This is a genomic window from Streptomyces sp. R-07 (assembly GCF_049913175.1).
Taxonomy (GTDB): domain Bacteria; phylum Actinomycetota; class Actinomycetes; order Streptomycetales; family Streptomycetaceae; genus Streptomyces.
Genome location: NZ_CP183978.1, coordinates 7,259,316 through 7,277,103, shown reverse-complemented (window position 1 = coordinate 7,277,103; position 17,788 = coordinate 7,259,316). Strand labels below are relative to the sequence as shown.

Annotated in this window: 13 protein-coding genes; 11 read left to right on the top strand and 2 right to left on the bottom strand. The window is 73.5% G+C overall.

Going from position 1 to position 17,788, the window contains the following annotated elements; genetic code table 11:
- Positions 1–137: 137 nt before the first annotated feature.
- From katG to ACN9M0_RS33165, 10 genes are all read left to right on the top strand, one after another.
- Entirely contained in the window at positions 138–2,363 is a 2,226-nt protein-coding gene (katG, locus tag ACN9M0_RS33210; protein ID WP_366042136.1) for a catalase/peroxidase HPI, read from the top strand.
- Between the two features lie 218 nt (positions 2,364–2,581).
- A complete protein-coding gene (locus tag ACN9M0_RS33205; protein WP_426404728.1) occupies positions 2,582–5,392 on the top strand; it encodes a hypothetical protein in 2,811 nt (936 codons plus the stop codon).
- A gap of 299 nt (positions 5,393–5,691) precedes the next feature.
- Positions 5,692–6,210: a hypothetical protein gene (locus tag ACN9M0_RS33200; RefSeq protein ID WP_426404727.1), complete on the top strand. Its 519-nt coding sequence runs from the start codon at positions 5,692–5,694 to the stop codon at positions 6,208–6,210.
- An 82-nt stretch (positions 6,211–6,292) separates the two neighbouring features.
- Entirely contained in the window at positions 6,293–7,135 is an 843-nt protein-coding gene (locus ACN9M0_RS33195) for a DUF4097 family beta strand repeat-containing protein (protein ID WP_366042890.1), read from the top strand.
- Positions 7,136–7,228: 93 nt separating this feature from the next.
- Positions 7,229–8,218, top strand: a complete 990-nt coding sequence (locus tag ACN9M0_RS33190) for an ATP-binding cassette domain-containing protein (RefSeq protein WP_426404726.1) — start codon at positions 7,229–7,231, stop codon at positions 8,216–8,218.
- Positions 8,215–9,000, top strand: a complete 786-nt coding sequence (locus ACN9M0_RS33185) for an ABC transporter permease (protein ID WP_426404001.1) — start codon at positions 8,215–8,217, stop codon at positions 8,998–9,000. The genes ACN9M0_RS33190 and ACN9M0_RS33185 overlap by 4 nt, the downstream gene beginning before the upstream one ends.
- Positions 9,001–9,358: 358 nt before the next feature.
- On the top strand, positions 9,359–10,780 hold the full coding sequence (locus ACN9M0_RS33180) for a hypothetical protein (RefSeq protein ID WP_426404725.1): 1,422 nt from the start codon (positions 9,359–9,361) through the stop codon (positions 10,778–10,780).
- Positions 10,781–10,819: 39 nt separating this feature from the next.
- Positions 10,820–12,586: an FHA domain-containing protein gene (locus ACN9M0_RS33175; RefSeq protein ID WP_426404724.1), complete on the top strand. Its 1,767-nt coding sequence runs from the start codon at positions 10,820–10,822 to the stop codon at positions 12,584–12,586.
- Positions 12,583–14,229, top strand: coding sequence for a serine/threonine-protein kinase (locus ACN9M0_RS33170; protein WP_426404723.1), 1,647 nt, complete (start codon positions 12,583–12,585; stop codon positions 14,227–14,229). Before ACN9M0_RS33175 ends, ACN9M0_RS33170 begins: the two co-directional genes overlap by 4 nt.
- A 26-nt stretch (positions 14,230–14,255) precedes the next feature.
- Positions 14,256–15,713, top strand: a complete 1,458-nt coding sequence (locus ACN9M0_RS33165; protein ID WP_426404722.1) for a hypothetical protein — start codon at positions 14,256–14,258, stop codon at positions 15,711–15,713.
- Positions 15,714–15,792: 79 nt separating this feature from the next.
- On the opposite strand, the gene ACN9M0_RS33160 is transcribed toward ACN9M0_RS33165, so the two are convergent.
- Positions 15,793–16,167: a hypothetical protein gene (locus ACN9M0_RS33160; RefSeq protein ID WP_426404721.1), complete on the bottom strand. Its 375-nt coding sequence runs from the start codon at positions 16,165–16,167 to the stop codon at positions 15,793–15,795.
- 197 nt (positions 16,168–16,364) lie between these two features.
- On the opposite strand from ACN9M0_RS33160, the gene ACN9M0_RS33155 reads away from it, so the two are divergent.
- The gene (locus ACN9M0_RS33155) at positions 16,365–16,721 is read left to right on the top strand and encodes a DUF1326 domain-containing protein (RefSeq protein WP_426404720.1); all 357 of its coding nucleotides are present in this window, start codon (positions 16,365–16,367) and stop codon (positions 16,719–16,721) included.
- A 61-nt stretch (positions 16,722–16,782) separates the two neighbouring features.
- On the opposite strand, the gene ACN9M0_RS33150 is transcribed toward ACN9M0_RS33155, so the two are convergent.
- Positions 16,783–17,595, bottom strand: coding sequence for a DUF2182 domain-containing protein (locus tag ACN9M0_RS33150; protein ID WP_366042868.1), 813 nt, complete (start codon positions 17,593–17,595; stop codon positions 16,783–16,785).
- Between the last annotated feature and the right edge of the window lie 193 nt (positions 17,596–17,788).

The window sequence follows — 17,788 nt, the reverse complement described above, 5'->3', positions numbered from 1 at the left end:
TAGGATCGGTTTCGTAAATGGCCAAGGGACAGGAAGATTCCAGCACGGCGGGAGCGGCAGACGTGAGACCCACGCCAGGCCCGTCCGCCGACCGCACTTCCTGAGCACTCCGATCCGCCAGGTCCGGAAGGATTCGCATGTCTGAGAACCACGACGCAATCGTCACCGACGCGAAGGCGGAGGGCGGAGGCGGTTGTCCGGTCGCGCACGGGCGCGCCGCCCATCCCACGCAGGGCGGCGGCAACAGCCAGTGGTGGCCGAACCGGCTGAACCTGAAGATCCTCGCGAAGAACCCCGCCGTGGCGAACCCGCTCGGTGAGGACTTCGACTACGCGCAGGCCTTCGAGGGCCTCGACCTGGCGGCCGTGAAGCAGGACATCGCCGAGGTCCTCACCACCTCGCAGGACTGGTGGCCCGCCGACTTCGGCCACTACGGCCCGTTCATGGTCCGGATGGCCTGGCACAGCGCCGGCACCTACCGCATCAGCGACGGCCGGGGTGGCGCCGGCGCCGGCCAGCAGCGCTTCGCGCCGCTGAACAGCTGGCCGGACAACGGCAACCTGGACAAGGCGCGCCGTCTGCTGTGGCCGGTGAAGAAGAAGTACGGCCAGAACATCTCCTGGGCCGACCTCATGATCCTCGCGGGCAACGTCGCCCTGGAGTCGATGGGCTTCGAGACCTTCGGCTTCGCCGGCGGTCGCGCGGACGTCTGGGAGCCCGACGAGGACGTCTACTGGGGCCCGGAGACCACCTGGCTCGGCGACGAGCGCTACACCGGCGACCGCGAGCTGGAGAACCCGCTCGGCGCGGTGCAGATGGGCCTCATCTACGTCAACCCCGAGGGCCCCAACGCCAACCCGGACCCGATCGCCGCGGCCCGCGACATCCGTGAGACCTTCCGCCGCATGGCGATGAACGACGAGGAGACCGTCGCCCTCATCGCGGGCGGCCACACCTTCGGCAAGACCCACGGCGCCGGCCCGGCGGACAACGTGGGCGCGGACCCGGAGGCCGCCTCCCTGGAGGAGCAGGGCCTCGGCTGGAAGAGCACCTTCCGCAGCGGCAAGGGCCCCGACGCCATCACCAGTGGCCTTGAGGTCACCTGGACCACCACGCCGACCCAGTGGGGCAACGGCTTCTTCAAGAACCTCTTCGAGTACGAGTACGAGCTGACCAAGAGCCCGGCGGGCGCCCACCAGTGGGTCGCCAAGAACGCCGAGGCGATCATCCCGGACGCGTACGACCCGGCGAAGAAGCACCTCCCGACGATGCTCACCACCGACCTGTCGCTGCGCTTCGACCCGGTCTACGAGCAGATCTCGCGCCGCTTCTACGAGAACCCGGCGGAGTTCGCGGACGCCTTCGCCCGCGCCTGGTACAAGCTCACCCACCGTGACATGGGCCCGGTCGTGCGCTACCTCGGCTCCGAGGTCCCGGCCGAGGAGCTCCTCTGGCAGGACCCGCTGCCGGCCCGCTCGGGCGAGCTCGTCGACGCCGCGGACATCGCCTCCCTCAAGGAGAAGATCCTCGGCTCGGACCTCACGGTCACCCAGCTGGTCTCGGCCGCCTGGGCCGCCGCCTCCTCCTTCCGCGGCAGCGACAAGCGCGGTGGCGCCAACGGCGGCCGCATCCGCCTGGAGCCGCAGCGCACCTGGGAGGCCAACAACCCGGACGAGCTGGCACAGGTGCTGCGCGTCCTGGAGGGCGTCCAGGAGTCCTTCAACTCCGCCCAGAGCGGCGGCAAGCAGGTCTCCCTCGCCGACCTCGTCGTCCTCGCGGGCGTCGCGGCGGTCGAGAAGGCGGCCGGGGACGCCGGCCACGCCGTCGAGGTGCCGTTCACCCCGGGCCGCGTGGACGCCGCCCAGGAGCAGACGGACGTCGAGTCCTTCGCCGCCCTGGAGCCGGCCGCGGACGGCTTCCGCAACTACCTGGGCAAGGGCAACCGCCTCCCGGCCGAGTACCTGCTCATCGACAAGGCCAACCTGCTCACCCTGAGCGCGCCCGAGCTCACGGTCCTCGTCGGCGGCCTGCGCGCGCTGGGCGTCACCCAGCCGCAGTCCTCGCTGGGTGTCCTCACCGAGACGCCCGGCCGGCTGACGAACGACTTCTTCGCCAACCTGCTGGACCTGGGCACGGAGTGGAAGTCCACCTCCGCGGACCAGACCACGTTCGAGGGCCGTGACACGGCCACCGGCGCGGTCAAGTGGACGGGCTCCCGCGCCGACCTGGTCTTCGGCTCCAACAGCGAGCTGCGCGCGCTGGCCGAGGTCTACGCGAGCGACGACGCGAAGGCGAAGTTCGTGAAGGACTTCGTGTCGGCGTGGGACAAGGTGATGAACCTGGACCGGTTCGACATCGCCTGATCCTCACCAGGACGCCGGGGCCGGCCCGGGTGGCTTCCACGCCACCCGGGCCGGTCCCTTTCGCGCCAAGGGACATCCCGAATCGGCTTCTTGACGCCGTATGAGACAACCGACGCGTCTCCGCCACCGTCCTCACGACACGAGAGGGGCACCGGGAAGGCCGGGAATCCGGCCGCCGCCCGGGTGCCCCGACAAGACCGATCGTGAGGAAGACCGTTTTGATACGTGTCACACGCGGCGCGACCACCGCCGTGGCGTTACTGGCGCTGACGGCGGCGTCGCCCTGGCCGGCGTCCGCGCAGCCGGCACCCGGATCACCCCCGGCCGGATCGCCGTCGGCGGCGTCCCCGGAAAACCGGTCCGGTGAGCTCACCCTCCCGGAAGGCTGGCAGATCACCGCGGGCGGTACGGGCAGGCAGCTGGTCTGGACCTCGCCCGAGCCCGTACCCGCGGGCGACGCCCGGGTCGAGTTCCACGCCGGCGACCGGCTCCTCGGCCGTCCGCTGTCCCGGCCCGATGGGCGCTCCTTCGCCCTCCCGCTCGGCGACGTACGGCTCGAAGAGGGCACCCCCCTGCGGGTGACGGCCGGCGGGCGGCGGCTCGACGTGCCCGGACGCGCCGACTCCGCGCGCGAGCGCCCCCTCGCCCCCGCCGCCGTGCCCGAGGCCCCGCTGCCCGCGAACCCGGTCGACCCGGGAGTGCCAGGCCGCTACCGGACCGTCAGCGGCGAGTACGCCCTGAAGTCCGTGCGGCTGCCCGGCCTCCCGCAGCCCGTCGAGATGCGCGCCACGGTCGTCGGCCCGGCCGACGCCCCGGGCAGGCGGCCGGTGGCCCTCTTCCTGCACGGCCGCCACGCCACCTGCTACACCCCCGGCACCGAGGAGCTGCGGATGGTGTGGCCGTGCCCGGCGGGCACGCAGCCGATACCCAGCGAGCAGGGCTATCTGCGCGCCCAGCGGCTCCTCGCCTCGCAGGGGTACGTGACGCTGTCCATCGCCGCGAACGGCGTCAACGGACAGGACGAGAACGCCGAGGACGGCGGCGCCCAGGCCCGCTCCTCCCTGGTCCGGCAGCACCTGGCCCGCTGGGCGGACTGGACCGCGAACCGGGCCTCCGCCCCGGCGGCCGTACGCCGGACCGCAGCCGCCGACCTGTCGCGGGTGCTGCTCGTCGGGCACTCCCGGGGCGGCGAGGGCGTCAACCGGGCCGCGCTCGACAGCCTGAACCCGCCGCCCGCCGCCCAGGACGGCTACCGGGGCCCCGTGCGGTGGAAGATCCGCGGCAACGTCCTGATCGGGCCCACGGTGTTCGGCCAGAACCCGGCCCCCGACGTGCCCTCCACGACCATCCTGCCGGGCTGCGACGGCGACGTGTCCGACCTCCAGGGCCAGATCTACGTCGACGGCACCCGCGGCGTCAGCCGGGGCACCGCCCTGCACAGCGCGGCGTACGTGATCGGCGCCAACCACAACTTCTTCAACAGCGAGTGGACCCCGGGGCAGGCGAAGGCGCCCGCCATGGACGACTTCTCCTCCGAGGACGGGACCGACCCGGTCTGCTCCCCGGGCACGGCGACCCGTCTGACGGCCACGCAGCAGCAGGCCGCCGGCGCCACCTACATCGCGGCGTCCGCCCGGCTGTTCGTCGGGGGCGACGACGCGGTCCGGCCGCTGCTCGACGGCACCGGCCGCCGCGCGCCCTCGGCCGGCCTGGCGCGGGTCCTCACCCACGCCGTCGGCGCGCACCGCGCACCGGCGTTCCTGCCGGGCTCCTCGGTCACCGTCTCCGGCGGCGGCCGGCTGTGCGCCCAGGTCGACCCCGACGCCGGCCGCGCCTGTCTGTCGCCCGAACAGGGCTTGTCCCCGCACTTCGCGTTCTGGGAGACGTCTCCCGAGCCGGGCCGCGACGCCGTCGCGATGAAGTGGACGGGCCCGGGAAGCCGGGTCACGGTCCGATCGGCGCGGCCGGTCTCCCTCGCGGGCGCACAGTCCCTGGCCCTGCGCGTGATCGTTCCGCCCAACAGCAGCGGCACCGAACTGGACGTCGCCGTCACGGACACCTCGGGCCGCCGCGCGGACCTGGGCCGCACCCGCGTCGACGGACTGCCGGGCAGCCCGCGGACCGCCTCCCACTGGAGCCGCGAGGTCCGCGTACCCCTGTCCGCGGCGGCACGCGCGGGCGTGGACCTGAAGCGGATCGGTGCGCTCGAACTGAAGCCGCGCGGCGGCGCGGGCAGCGCCTGGCTCATGGACGCGTGGGGCTGGCGCCCCGGCACGCCGGCGGCGAGCCCCGCGGCGCTGGCGCGGGTCGACCTCGGCCGTCTGACGGTCGCGGAGGGCGACTCCGGGGTCCGGACGTACCGGGTGCCGGTGACGGTCTCCGGGAAGGGCAGCGGACAGGTCCGTCTGTTCGTGCCCGTGCCGGGCACCGACCGGGTCACCTCCCGCACGGTGACGGTGCGTCCGGGACGCCATGACATCGACATCCCGGTCGAGGTACGGGGCAACACGCGCTACGGCTACGACGAGACGCACGACGCGTTCGTCAAGGCGGTGCACGGCACCGTGGTCGGGGCGCACCGCGGCGGCGTGACCGCGAAGAACGACGACGCCATGCCCACGGTCCGCGTGACGCCCGTCGCGGACGACGTGACCGAGGGCTCGGCCCTGACCTGGCGGGTGACGCTCTCCGAGCCCGCCGACACCGAGATCGCGGGCGGGGTCCTCTTCCGGCCGGTGACCGACGGCCCTGAACTGTCCACGACGGACGTCGACCCGGCCTGGCTGGAGGCGCAGTTCGGCGTGGCGCCGGAACCGGCGCGGCCGCTGTCCGGGGCGGTGGACGGGGGCACGGGCCTCTGGTTCTCCGTCCCCGCCGGGCAGACGAGCACGGAGGTGAGCGTTCCCACCGTCAAGGACGGGACCGCCGAGCCGGCGGAGTCCCTCCGGGCCGCGCTGTCCACGTACGACGACTCCTGGGAACCGGTCCCGGGCCCGGAGTTCACGGGCAGGGTGCGGGACGCGGCATGAGCTGACGTGACCTGACCGACGAAGTCGGGGGCGGCCGGTGAGACCTTCGGGGACGCCGGTCGCCCCTTGTCGTGGCATCACGTGACACCACGTGGCGCCACTTGGCACCACTTGGCGCCATCTGGCACCACCCGGCGCCATTCCGTGCCACCAGAAGCGGCCACGTACGCATGACACCACGACCAGCCAAGCAGACGCCATCATATCTTCGCAGGTCAGAGGAGGTTTCGGCAGGAAGCATCAAAGTGGCCCCACTGCCCTGCTTGCACATGGCGCCAGAGTGGTGCCATGATGGCGTCATGGACCTCACCCCGTATGTCGACACCCTCCGCCGCGAACTCGCGGTGGCCGCCGAGGCCGGCGGCGACGAGGCGCGCGAGCTGGCCGATCGGCTCACCGCTCCCCTGGAGTCGGCAGCCCGGCTGACCATGCTCAACGTGCTCTCCGCCGCGACGGACGAGATCACCCGCGAACTCGCACCCGGCTCGGTCGACGTACGGCTCCGGGGGCTCGACCCCGACTTCGTGGTCACGCTGCCGCCCACCGGCGACAGCGCCCCCGCGGAGCCGGCCACGACCACCGAACCGCTCCCGGCGCCGGCTCCCGGCGAGGGCGACGAGGGCGGCACCGCCCGCGTCAACCTGCGCCTGCCGGCCCACCTCAAGACCCGCGCCGAGGAGGCCGCGGCCCGCGAGGGCCTGTCGGTCAACGCCTGGCTGGTGCGGGCCGTTTCGGCCGCGGTCGGCGGCGGCACCCGGCCGGTCACGCCGGAGAAGCCGCGGACCGTCGGACAGAGCATCACGGGCTGGGTGCGCTAGCCGGCACCCCGCCCGCACCACTTCACCCACACCACGCCCCACCAGCGGGGACGCTCCGAAGACCCAAGAGGACGGGACAGCCATGCCTTCTTTCGACACTCCGGAACCGATCACGGTCACCGCCTACGTGTACGCCGGCTCCATCCAGTTCACCGCGAGCGACCGCCCCGACACCGTCGTCGAGGTGCGGCCCCGCACCCCGAAGAAGGACCTGGACGTGCGCACGGCCGACCAGACCGAGGTCGCCTACGCGAGCGGCGTCCTGACCGTCACCACGCCCAAGGCCAATCTGCTCGGGCGCGGTGGCACCGTCGACGTGACGGTGGAACTGCCCAGGGGCTCACGCATCGACGTCACCGGCGCCGGAACCAACGTGCTCGGCGAGGGGACGCTCGGCGAGGTCCGCGCGAAGACCTCGGCCGGCGACGTCCGACTCGACACCACCGGCCCGCTGCACCTGACCGCGTCGCACGGCTCGGTCATCGTGGACCGGGTCGAGGGCGCCGCCGAGATCACCAGCAGCAGCGGCAACGTGCGCGTCGGCACCATCGACGGCCCCGCCGTCCTGAAGAACTCGCACGGCGCCACGATCGTCGGCACCGTGACCGGCGAGCTGCGGGTGAACGGCGCCAACGGCGGCATCGACATCGCCCGGGCCGAGGCGTCGGTCACCGGCACCACGACCAACGGCCACCTCCGCGTCGCCGAAGTCGCCCGCGGGGAGATCCAGCTGGAGACCTCCAACGGCTCCGTCGAGGTGGGCATCCGCCAGGGCACCGCCGCCTGGCTCGACGTCAACTCCCACCGCGGGCAGGTGCGCAACGCGCTGAACGCGTCGGAGGCCCCGGAGCAAACCGAGGACACCGTCAAGGTCCGCGTACGGACGAACTGGGGGAACATCCACATCCTCCGCGCCAAGGCCTGAGCACCGCCTCGTCACGCAGCGCCCACCCCGCACCCATCACCCCTTCACCTCACCCTTCACCCTTGACCCTTCACCCTTCGAACGGAGGGCACCATGCCTTCTTCTGTCATGCCCATGATCAGTCAGGCGGACCGTCACGCGACGCCGGTCGCCGTCTCCGCGATCGGCCTGCGCAAGTCCTACGGCGACAAGACCGTCCTCGACAGCATCGATCTCCGCATCCCGGCCGGGTCGGTGTTCGCCCTGCTGGGTCCGAACGGCGCGGGCAAGACGACCGCCGTGAAGATCCTGTCCACGCTGATCACCGCCGACGGCGGCCAGGCCCGGGTCGCGGGCCACGACCTGGCCGCCGCCCCCCAGGCGGTGCGCGCCGCGATCGGTGTGACGGGCCAGTTCTCGGCCGTCGACGGCCTGATCACGGGCGAGGAGAACATGCTCCTGATGGCGGACCTGAACCACCTGTCGAAGAGGGAGGGGCGGCGGGTCACGGCCGAACTCCTGGAGCGTTTCGACCTCACGGAGGCGGCGAAGAAGCCGGCGTCCACCTACTCCGGCGGCATGAAGCGCCGCCTGGACATCGCGATGACGCTGGTCGGCAGCCCGCGGATCATCTTCCTCGACGAGCCGACCACCGGCCTGGACCCCCGCTCCCGTCACAACATGTGGCAGATCATCCGCGAACTCGTCACCGGCGGCGCCACCGTCTTCCTCACCACCCAGTACCTGGAGGAGGCCGACCAGCTCGCCGACCGCATCGCCGTCCTCCACGACGGCGAGATCGCCGCGGAGGGAACGGCGGAGGAACTCAAGCGCCTCGTCCCCGGCGGCCACATCCGCCTCCGCTTCACCGACCCCGACGCCTACCGCACCGCCGCCACCACGCTCCACGACGCCGGACGCGACGACGAGGCGCTGGCCCTGCAACTGCCCAGCGACGGAAGCCAGCGCGAACTGCGTTCCATCCTCGACTGGCTGGACTCCGCCGGCATCGAGGCCGACGAACTGACCGTCCACACCCCCGACCTCGACGACGTCTTCTTCGCCCTCACCGGCGCCGACCAGCCGAAGGAGTCTCTCCGATGAGCACCCTGTCCCTCGCCGTCCGTGACACGTCGACGATGCTGCGGCGCAACCTCCTGCACGCCCGCCGCTACCCCTCGCTGACCCTGAACCTGCTGCTCACGCCGATCATGCTGCTCCTGCTGTTCGTCTACATCTTCGGCGACACCATGAGCGCGGGCATCGGCGGCGGCGACCGCTCCGACTACATCGCCTACCTCGTCCCCGGCCTGCTCCTGATGACGATCGGCTCCACCACCATCGGCACCGCGGTCTCCGTCTCCAACGACATGACCGAGGGCATCATCGCCCGCTTCCGCACCATGGCCATCCACCGCGGCTCCGTCATCACCGGCCACGTCATCGGCAGCGTCCTGCAGTCCGTGATCAGCGTCGTCCTCGTCGGCGCGGTCGGCGTCGCCATCGGCTTCCGCTCCACCGACGCCACCGCGATCGAATGGCTCGCCGCCTTCGGTCTCCTCGTCCTCTTCGCCCTCGCCCTGACCTGGATCGCCGTCGGGATGGGCATGGTCAGCCCCAACGCCGAGGCCGCCAGCAACAACGCGATGCCGCTGATCTTCCTCCCCCTCATCTCCAGCACCTTCGTCCCCGTCGACCAGATGCCCGGCTGGTTCCAGCCCATCGCCCAGTACCAGCCCTTCACCCCCGCCATCGAAACCCTCCGCGGCCTCCTCCTGGGCACCGAGATCGGCTACAACGGCTGGCTCGCCCTCGCCTGGTGCCTCGCCCTCACCACCCTCGGCTACCTCTGGTCGAAGGCGGTGTTCAACCGGGACGCCAAGTAGCCGAGCGACCGGCCCCTCAGTGCCCCCTTCCCCGCGGCTTCGACGGCGCCGCGGGGAGTTCGGGTGTCCTGAGCGGGTCACCGTCGTACCCGGAGCTGACCGGCCACGGAGCCGCAGGACCGGCAGCGGTGAGCGGTGCTGGCCGAAACTCGTTTGCGGGGTCGTTGCCCGACAGGCGGTTCGTCCCCTCCTGGGCCCTCCTGAACCCTTGCGCCGGGTGGCCGAAAGCCTCTATAAGGTTCCGTGTAGGCATCGGTTGGGATGGCCGGAACGGCATCCATGCCACCGACCAGGGGGACCCTCCACTTCCCGCCGGAAGCACCGTGCGCGCACGCGTACCGACGGAGAACGTGAGGCCATGACCGACAACGACGCCTTTCGCGATGCCATGACCCGTCTGGCGGTCGATCCCGCGTTCGCGGAACAACTCGACGGCAGCCCCGACGAGGTGGCACGAAGACTCGGTCTCACGCGCGAGCAGGTCACCGAGCTGCAGCGGCTCCGCGTGGAGTCCGGTACGGCCGAGGGGCCGGCCACCCTCGACGCGCGGCTGTCCAAGTCGTCGCTGTTCTTCGGCAACGCGGCCCACGCCCTGGTCTCCCACGACGTGCCGGTCGACACCCCGCAGGACACGGCGGAGACCTTGGGCGACTCCAGCGACCTGGCCGGCCGGCTCAACGGGACGGCGTCCGACGTCGCCGGCCTGACCGGCGACGCCTTCACCGACACGCCCGTCGTCGACGGCGCCTCCCTCCTCGGCGACCTCGGAGGCCTGGGCGATTCCGGCGACTTCGGCGGTAGTGGGGACTTCGGCTCCTTCGGTGACGGCGATACGGGCTTCGGCGAGGACGGACTCGGAGGCCACAACGGCGGCTTCGGTGACGGGTTCGAGGGCGGCCACGGCGGCGGGCTCGGTGACGGCTTCGGCGGAGGCCACGACGGCGGGCTCGGTGACGGCTTCGGCGGAGGCTTCGGCGACGGCACCGGCGGAGGATTCGGCGGCCACGACGGCGGCTTCGACGGTGGCGGTGCCGAGGGCTTCGGACACGGCGGCATCTACGAGCGCGACGGCGACGGCGGAGGCTCCGGGGGCGGCGAAGGCGGGGGAGGCGACTCCGGCGGAGGCGACGGAGGCGGGGGCGGCGAAGGCAGTAGCAGCGAAAACGGACGCCGACCCAGCGGCGGGGGCTCCGGCGGAGGCGAAGGCGGGGGAGGCGAAGGCGGAGGCGACGGAGGCGGAGGCGGAGGCGGCGAGGGCGGCAGCAGCGAAAACGGACGCCGACCCAGCGGCGGGGGCTCCGGGGGCGGCGAAGGCGGAGGCGACGGAGGCGGCGAGGGCGGCAGCAGCGAAAACGGGCGCCGACCCAGCGGCGGAGGCCCCGGCGGGGGTGACGGAGGCGGCGAAGGAGGCGGAGGCGGCGAAGGCAGCAGCAGCGAAAACGGACGCCGACCCAGCGGCGGAGGCCCCGGCGGGGGTGACGGAGGCGGCGAAGGAGGCGGAGGCGGCGAAGGCAGCAGCAGCGAAAACGGACGCCGACCCAGCGGCGGGGGCTCTGGCGGAGGCGAAGGCGGCGGAGGCGACTCCGGCGGCGACGGCCAGGACCAGGGTGGCCGCGGCGGCGGGCGCCACATGACCACCGCTCCCGACTCCGACAGCGCCGGCGGCGGCCTGATCCGTCCCGGCCTCGACCGGCTCGGCGACAGCCACCTGCACACCGCCGGGCCTGGCCACGACGCGCTCGGCGGCCCGTCGGGCGCTTCCTTCGCCACCGGTTCCTGAGGCGGCGGGCCCACCGGAATGCTCTGCCATGCCTGTCGCGTGCACGTACGGCGCGACTTCCCGTACTGCCTGCGCTGCGGCACCCTGCGCCGCGGCGCGGCACCGGCGTCGTTCGCCGCGCCCCGGCTGCGCGGCCTCGACGACCCCGACCTGCTCGTACCGCTGACCGGCGAGGTCACGACGCTGGGCCGCGGCGCGGAAAGCGACGTCGTCCTGGCGGACGGCAGTGTGTCGCGCCGTCATGCCCGGATCGTCCGGGACCCCTCGGGCTTCCGGGTCGAGGACCTGGACTCGTTCAACGGCACGGCGGTCGCCGGGGCGACGCTGCACGGCGGTTCGGCGCGCCTGGACGACGGTGCCGAGCTGTCCGTCGGTGACGTGCGGATGGTGTTCGAACAGCCGCGGGACGTGCGGATCGGCTCCCGGACCGTCATGGTCGGCACCCAGCTCACCGAGCTGCCGCCCGGCACCGGCCCCGAGCCGGACGCGCCGGAGGCGCACGGCCCGCTCACCGCTCGGCCGCGCCGCCGCGGCGGGTGGGCGCTCAAGCAGGTGCCCACGAGCGGCCGCGCGGAGCCGCACTGGGTGCTGAGCAACACGCGGACCGGCGGGTATCTCCGGCTCGACGAGCGCGAGGTGTTCCTGTGGAACGCCCTCGACGGCGACGCCACCGTGCGGGACCTGCTCTTCGCGTACGCGGACCGCTTCGGCGAGCTGGCGCTGCCGCGGATCGAGGCCGCGCTCGCGGCGTTCGCGGGCGCCGGGCTCCTGCGCGGTCTGCCGGGGCAGCGGGAGGAGCGGGCGGTCTCCGGGCCGCGCCGGGTGTGGCGGGCGGTGTACCGGGCCCTGCTCCGGCTGGAGGTGTCCGTGCCGGGCCTCGACGGGGCCGTGACGCGGTTGTACGCCGGCGGCGGCTGGCGGTTCTTCACCCGTACCGGAGTGGCGCTGACCTGGTTGTCGCTGCTGGGCGGTCTCGTGGTGTTCTTCGCGGTGGCGCAGGGCCGGCAGCATCTCCTCGACTTCGGCGGGTCCGGCGTCTGGGGCCCGGTGGCACTGACCGCCGGCTACGTCTCGGCGCTCGTGGTGCACGAACTCGCGCACGCCCTGGCGGTGAAGTCGTACGGCCGCAGGGTCCGGCGGGGCGGCTTCCTGCTGATGATGGGGATGCCGTTCGCGTTCGTGGACACGAGCGACATGTGGTTCGGCACCCGCTGGTCGCGGGTGGTGGTGGCGCTGTCCGGGCCGGTGTCGACGGCCGCCCTGGCGGGCTGGTGCGCCGTGGGCGCGGCGTACCTGCCGGTGGGGCCGGTCTCGGCGGTGCTGTTCCACCTGGCCTTCGGGCTGTACCTGAACACCCTGTACAACTTCAATCCGCTGATGCCGCTGGACGGTTACCAGGCGCTCACCGACGCGCTGCGCGTGCCGAGGCTGCGCGAGGAGGCGAGCGCGTACTTCCGTACGGGGCTGTGGCGGGACCTGCGGGCGGGCCGCCGGCCGGGGCCGCGGCAGACGGGCATGGCCGCGTACAGCCTGGCGGTGGTCGTCGGGACGTACGGCTTCCTGGTCCTCGCCCTGCTGGCCTGGCGGTCCCGGCTCGGCGAGTGGCTGGAGGGGCGGGTGCCCGCGCCGTGGGACACGGTGATCGTGGCCGCGGTCGTGGCCCTGGTGGCGTTCCCGGTGTGGGCGGCGCCGGTGCGGTGGCTGGTTCGGGTGGTGAAGCGGCGTCGCGCGGCGGCGGGCGCGGACCGGGCTCGCCCGGCGGACGGGGCGGCCGTGGACGGCACGGCTGTGGAGGGGACGGCATGAGCGGCGTACGGAACAACGTACGGATGACGGACGGCGGTTGGGAGGTTCCCGGTTACGAGGCCGTGCGGACGCTCGGCCGGGGCGCCGGCGGTCGGGTCGTCCTGGCACGCCACGAGGCGACGGGCGTGCCCGTGGCCGTCAAGTACCTGAGCGAACGGCTGCACGGCGACCGGGACTTCCTCGCCCGGTTCCGTGCCGAGGCGCGGCTGCTCGGCGAACTGCGGCACCCGTGCGTGGTGCGGCTGTACGAGTACGTGGAGGCCCGGCGGGGCGCGGCGATCGTCATGGAGGCGGTCGACGGAGTGACCCTGCGCGAGCTGCTGCGCGCGCACGGGGTCACCGGCCCGGAGGCGGCGCTCGTCCTGCTCAAAGGCTCGCTGCTCGGGCTCGGGGCGGCCCATGCGGCGGGGGTGGTGCACCGCGACTACAAGCCGGAGAACGTGCTGGTCCGCGCCGACGGTTCGAGCGCCCTCGCCGACTTCGGTATCGCCGTGCGCGCGGGCCGCGACGCGGAGGCCGCGGGCACGCCCGCGTACATGGCGCCCGAGCAGTGGGACGGCGAGCCCGCGGGCCCGGCGGGCGACGTGTACGCGGCGGCGGCCGTGTTCTACGAGTGCCTCACCGGCCGGCAGCCGTTCGTCGCCGACGACCTGATCGCGCTGCGGCTCCAGCACCTCCGGGCACCGGTCGAGGTGGCCGACGTCCCCGAGCCGGTGCGCGAGCTGGTGCGTACGGGCCTGTCGAAGGACCCGGCGGACCGGCCCGGCATCGACGCTTTCCTCGCCGGCCTCGAAGACGCTGCCACGCATGGCTACGGCGCGGACTGGGAGGAGCGCGGACGCCGCGGGCTCGGACGGCTCGCCGTCCTGCTCGCCCTGCTGTTCCCGTTCGCGGCGACGGGGGCGGTGTACGAGGCGACGCCGGCGCTGACGGTCCTGGGCCGCCTGAAGGGCCTCCTCGGAAAGACGCTGGTCGGGGCGGCCGTGCTGGCCGTGGTCGCGGCCGGTGCGGCGACGGTGGCGACGGCCGGGACGGGCGACGACACGACGACGACCGCGGCGAGCTCCGTCCCGTCGGGAACTCCGGCATCCGGTGCCCCGGCCCCGTCGCCGTCGTCCGTCGCGCCCTCGGCGTCTCCGACGCCGAGCGGGTCGCCGTCCGACAGCCCCTCCTCGACCGGACCGACGCCGAGCGGCACGCCGACGGCACCGGCCACGGACGGCACGCCGACCACGGCCGCACCCGGACCGGGCCCCACGACCTCAACCCCGGCCGCCACCACCCCGGCCCCGACCACGCCGGCTCCGACCGCCACGACCCCGGAGGCGCCGACGCCGGGCACGGTCACGATCGTCATCGGCTCCCTGCGCCGCGGGGCGGGCAGCACGCTGATCGCCGACGTGACCGTCGACACCACCGGCACCGGTCCGCTGACGCTCACAGCGGACTTCTACGCCAACACGCCCTCCGAGCCCTACGGTTCGCAGTCCCGTCGGCTGTCGGGCAGCACGCGGTACTCCCTGACCTTCGAGGGCGACTTCGCGAACCACCCGTGCCGGGGCACGTGGAACGTCGCCGTCAGCAGCAGCCCGCAGTCCCCGGACGGAACGCGGACGGCCTCCGTCGACGCACCGCCGTGCTGAGCCACCACCGAGGAGAACGAGGCACGATGAGGACACCGCCGACGCCGCCGACGCCCCCGGCACCCGCCACGGTCGCCGGGCGCGCCCTGTCGGAATGGTCGCGGGACGGCCGGCTCGGTACCTGGTACGCGCTGGGGCCCGCCGGCGCGGACGAGCCGCCGCTCGGCGTCCTGCGGATCCACCGCGCCCTGCTCGCGCCGAGCGGAGCGGGAGAGCGGCTCACGGCCGCGGTGCGCTCCGTGGCGAAGCTGCGGTTGCCGGGCGTGCCGGCCACCGTCGACCTGCTGCGGGAGGCGGGGGACGTGTGGCTGGTCGTCGCGCGCCCGCCGGCCCGTACCGTCTCCGACCTCCTCGCCACGCGCGCGCCCGGGCTCGACGAGGGCAGCGCGGCGAGCGTGCTCAACGAGACCGCGCAGACGCTGCTCGCCCTCCACGCGGCCGGCCTCGCCCACGGTTCGCTCACCCCCGGCCACGTGGTCCTCGCCCCGGACGGCACCGCGCTGCTCATCGAAGCGTCACTGGGCACCGCGCTGGCCGAGGACGACGCCTCCGCGACCTCCCCCCAGGAAGCCGACATCGCGGCGTGGGCGGCGCTCGCCCGTACCCTCGGCACCGCCTGGGCGGCACCCGGCACACCGGCGGCCGAGTTGTTCGCCCGCTGCGCCACGACGGCCGGGGCAGACGGCCTCGCCGCCGCACGAACGACGCTCACCTCGGCGCGCGCGGCGCTGCCCCGGGACTTCCTGCGCAGGACGGCCCTGCGGACGGCGGCGGCCGCCGCCCTGGCGGAGCTGACCGAGCCGGCCACGGAGTCTCCGGAGCCCTCCGAGGCGACGGCATCGGCGGAGGACACCGCGGCGCACGCCCCTGCCGGTGTCGCTCCGGACGAGCGGGACACCATGCTCGGCAAGCGCCACCGGAGCATCCCCGCCACGCCTCTCACGCCCGTGCCCGGCGGAGGCGAGGACGACGGCGAGATCGTGCTTCGTTTCGGCCCCGGGGTCCCGCGCTCCGAGGAGGAGGCCCTGCGTGCTCTGTGGGCCGCCCCCGCACCCGCGCCCACCCCTCCGCGCCGTCGGCGGTGGCGCCGGGCCGGCCTGCTCGGCGCCACCGCCGCGCTGGCGGCGGTGGCGGTCGTGCTGTGGCTGCTGCTGCGACCGACGACGGGCCCGGTGGTGACGGCGGTGCGGGTCACGGCCCCGGCGCAGGAGTTGGCGTGCGGCGGGACCGCCGACGTGACCGGTGTGGTGACGACGGACGGCCACGCCGGGCCGTTCAGGTACCGCTGGCTGCGCAGCGACGGGCAGCGGTCCGAGGTCCTGACCCGTACGGCCCGTGGCGGCGAGCACGAGGTGGCGTTGCACCTTCGCTGGACCGTCCGCGGCCCGGGCCGGTTCCACGGCACCGCCCACCTCCAGGTCCTGCGCCCGGACACGCCCCCGCTCGAAGCCGAGGCCGCCTTCACCTACGCGTGCGCCGGGTGACGGGCGCGCTGCCGGACGGGGGGCGGAGGGGGTCGGTTCATCGGCGTCCGCGCCGTCAGCGGGTCGACCGTACCGACTGCTACGGGCGGGCCAGGACATCGCTCAGTCGGTGGGCGTAGATCACCCGGCCGCACGGGGAACCCGCATCGGTGCGACCCGCCGTGTCGTCCGTGCGGTGTTCGGTCAGCGACCAGAGGTACGGGGTACCGTCGGGCACGCTCTGGCCGTGCTCCACGTACAGGTCCTCGGGACCCACGGCGTTGGTGACGTCGTTTCCGCAGTCCGTCGGACGGCCGTCGGTGACGGTGGCCCGGCGCAGGCTTCCGCTGTGGTCGAGGTGGCTGCGGTTGAAGTAGTAATGCCGTCGTATCGAGCGGCGCCCCGGGTGAGGTCGCGGGGCATCCTCTACGGCGCCGCGGGCGACCTGGGCGCGGGCACCACCAAGGTCACGCACTTCGAGCAGGACGCGGGCACCGGAGCGATCGCCGCCTCGACCGCCGAGGCGGGCGACGGGATCCCCGGCACGCCGGGTGCCAACCAGGAGCTCGGCAAGAACATGCACTTCACCGCGACCAAGCTGTACGTGGGGATGCCGTTCGGGCCCGATGCCGCCGGTGCGCTCTACGCGCTGCCGATGCCCAGGCCGACGCCGTGGGCAAGATCCTCTCCGGCGACGAGGGCGGCCCGTTCGGCCGGCTCGCCCAGTTCATCGGAGAATTCCTCGGTACCGAGCGCGGCGAGGTCGAGGTCGAGGTCGCCCAGGGTGAGAACCCCGGCGTCTCGGTCGCCGGGCACTCGACGATCTCGTACGAGCCGCTGCGCGGCGCGGACGGCACGCCGACCACCGTGAAGAACGCGATGTTCGGGTTCGCCACCGAGTACGAGATCGGTCGTACGACCGGCTCGTCGTCGGCGTTCGGGCTCAGCTTCGAGCCGGCTTACGGCGAGCAGGCGAACTTCGTGTTCAGCAGCGAGCAGGAGGCAGGAGCACCCGCGGGACGGATGTGACCCGGACAGGCGGCGGGACGGCCCGCCGCGACCACTGACGGCGCGCCTCGTCCGCGCGCCGTCACATCGGTGTCATCGAGCCCTGCAGCCCCGGCAGCAGCCAGTCCTGGAAGAGAGCCAGCACGGCCAGCACCAGGAAGGCGACTCCGGCGACCCGGGCCAGCTGCACCCCCCGGTACGAGAGCTTCTCCAGGAAGATCAGCGCCGCCACTCCCGCCATCGCCGCGATGTTCATGACGCCCAGCGGGATCAGTACGACCATCAGCGCCCAGCAGCAGCCGACGCAGTACGCACCGTGATGCAGCCCCACGCGCAGGTCGCGCAGCCGCGGCCGATAGGAGGCGTACCGCATCAGCTGGGCCATGGGGCTCCGGCAGTGCCGCAGGCAGATGTCCTTGAGCGGGCCCAGCTGGTACAGCCCGGCCAGCGCGAAGGCGGCCGCCCCGATCCACCTCCCGGCATCCGGGTTCCTGTCGACCAGGGCGCCCGTGAGCGCGAGCCCGCCGTACGCGAGCACGCCGAAGGCCGTCCACGCGAGCAGATAGCCGAGGAGGAACTCGGTGGTGCGCAGGATCCGGGTGGCGCCGCCGGACTGGCGGGCGATCCCCTTCGCCCAGGTCACGGCGACGGGGGCGACCGAGGGCAGCATCATCGCCGCCATCATCGCCACCCACAGCAGGAGGAACAGGGGCAGCGCCATCCCCATCGTGCCGGGCTCGATCCCCATGTCCCGGGCCTGGCCCACGGTGAGCACCCAGGCGAGGGCCGCGATCAGGACGAGCAGCGACCAGGCGACGGCGAGGTCCCGGACCGGCAGCAGCACGCCCCGCCGCAGCGGATGGTCCTTGGTGCTCGGCCGCTGAATCGTACGCATGACGCACTCCCGTCGGACCCTTCCAGCACAGCACGGATCCCGGTGACCGCAAACCCGTCTCGCCGGTGGCTGTCCGACTGAACGGCCTGGACATGGTGATGCTCGGCTCCTTCGTCGGCAGTCTCCGGGCGGACCACTCGGACTCGTACGAGGCGTCCCTCTTCGACGAGCGGGCCGACGACGGGCAGCGCCC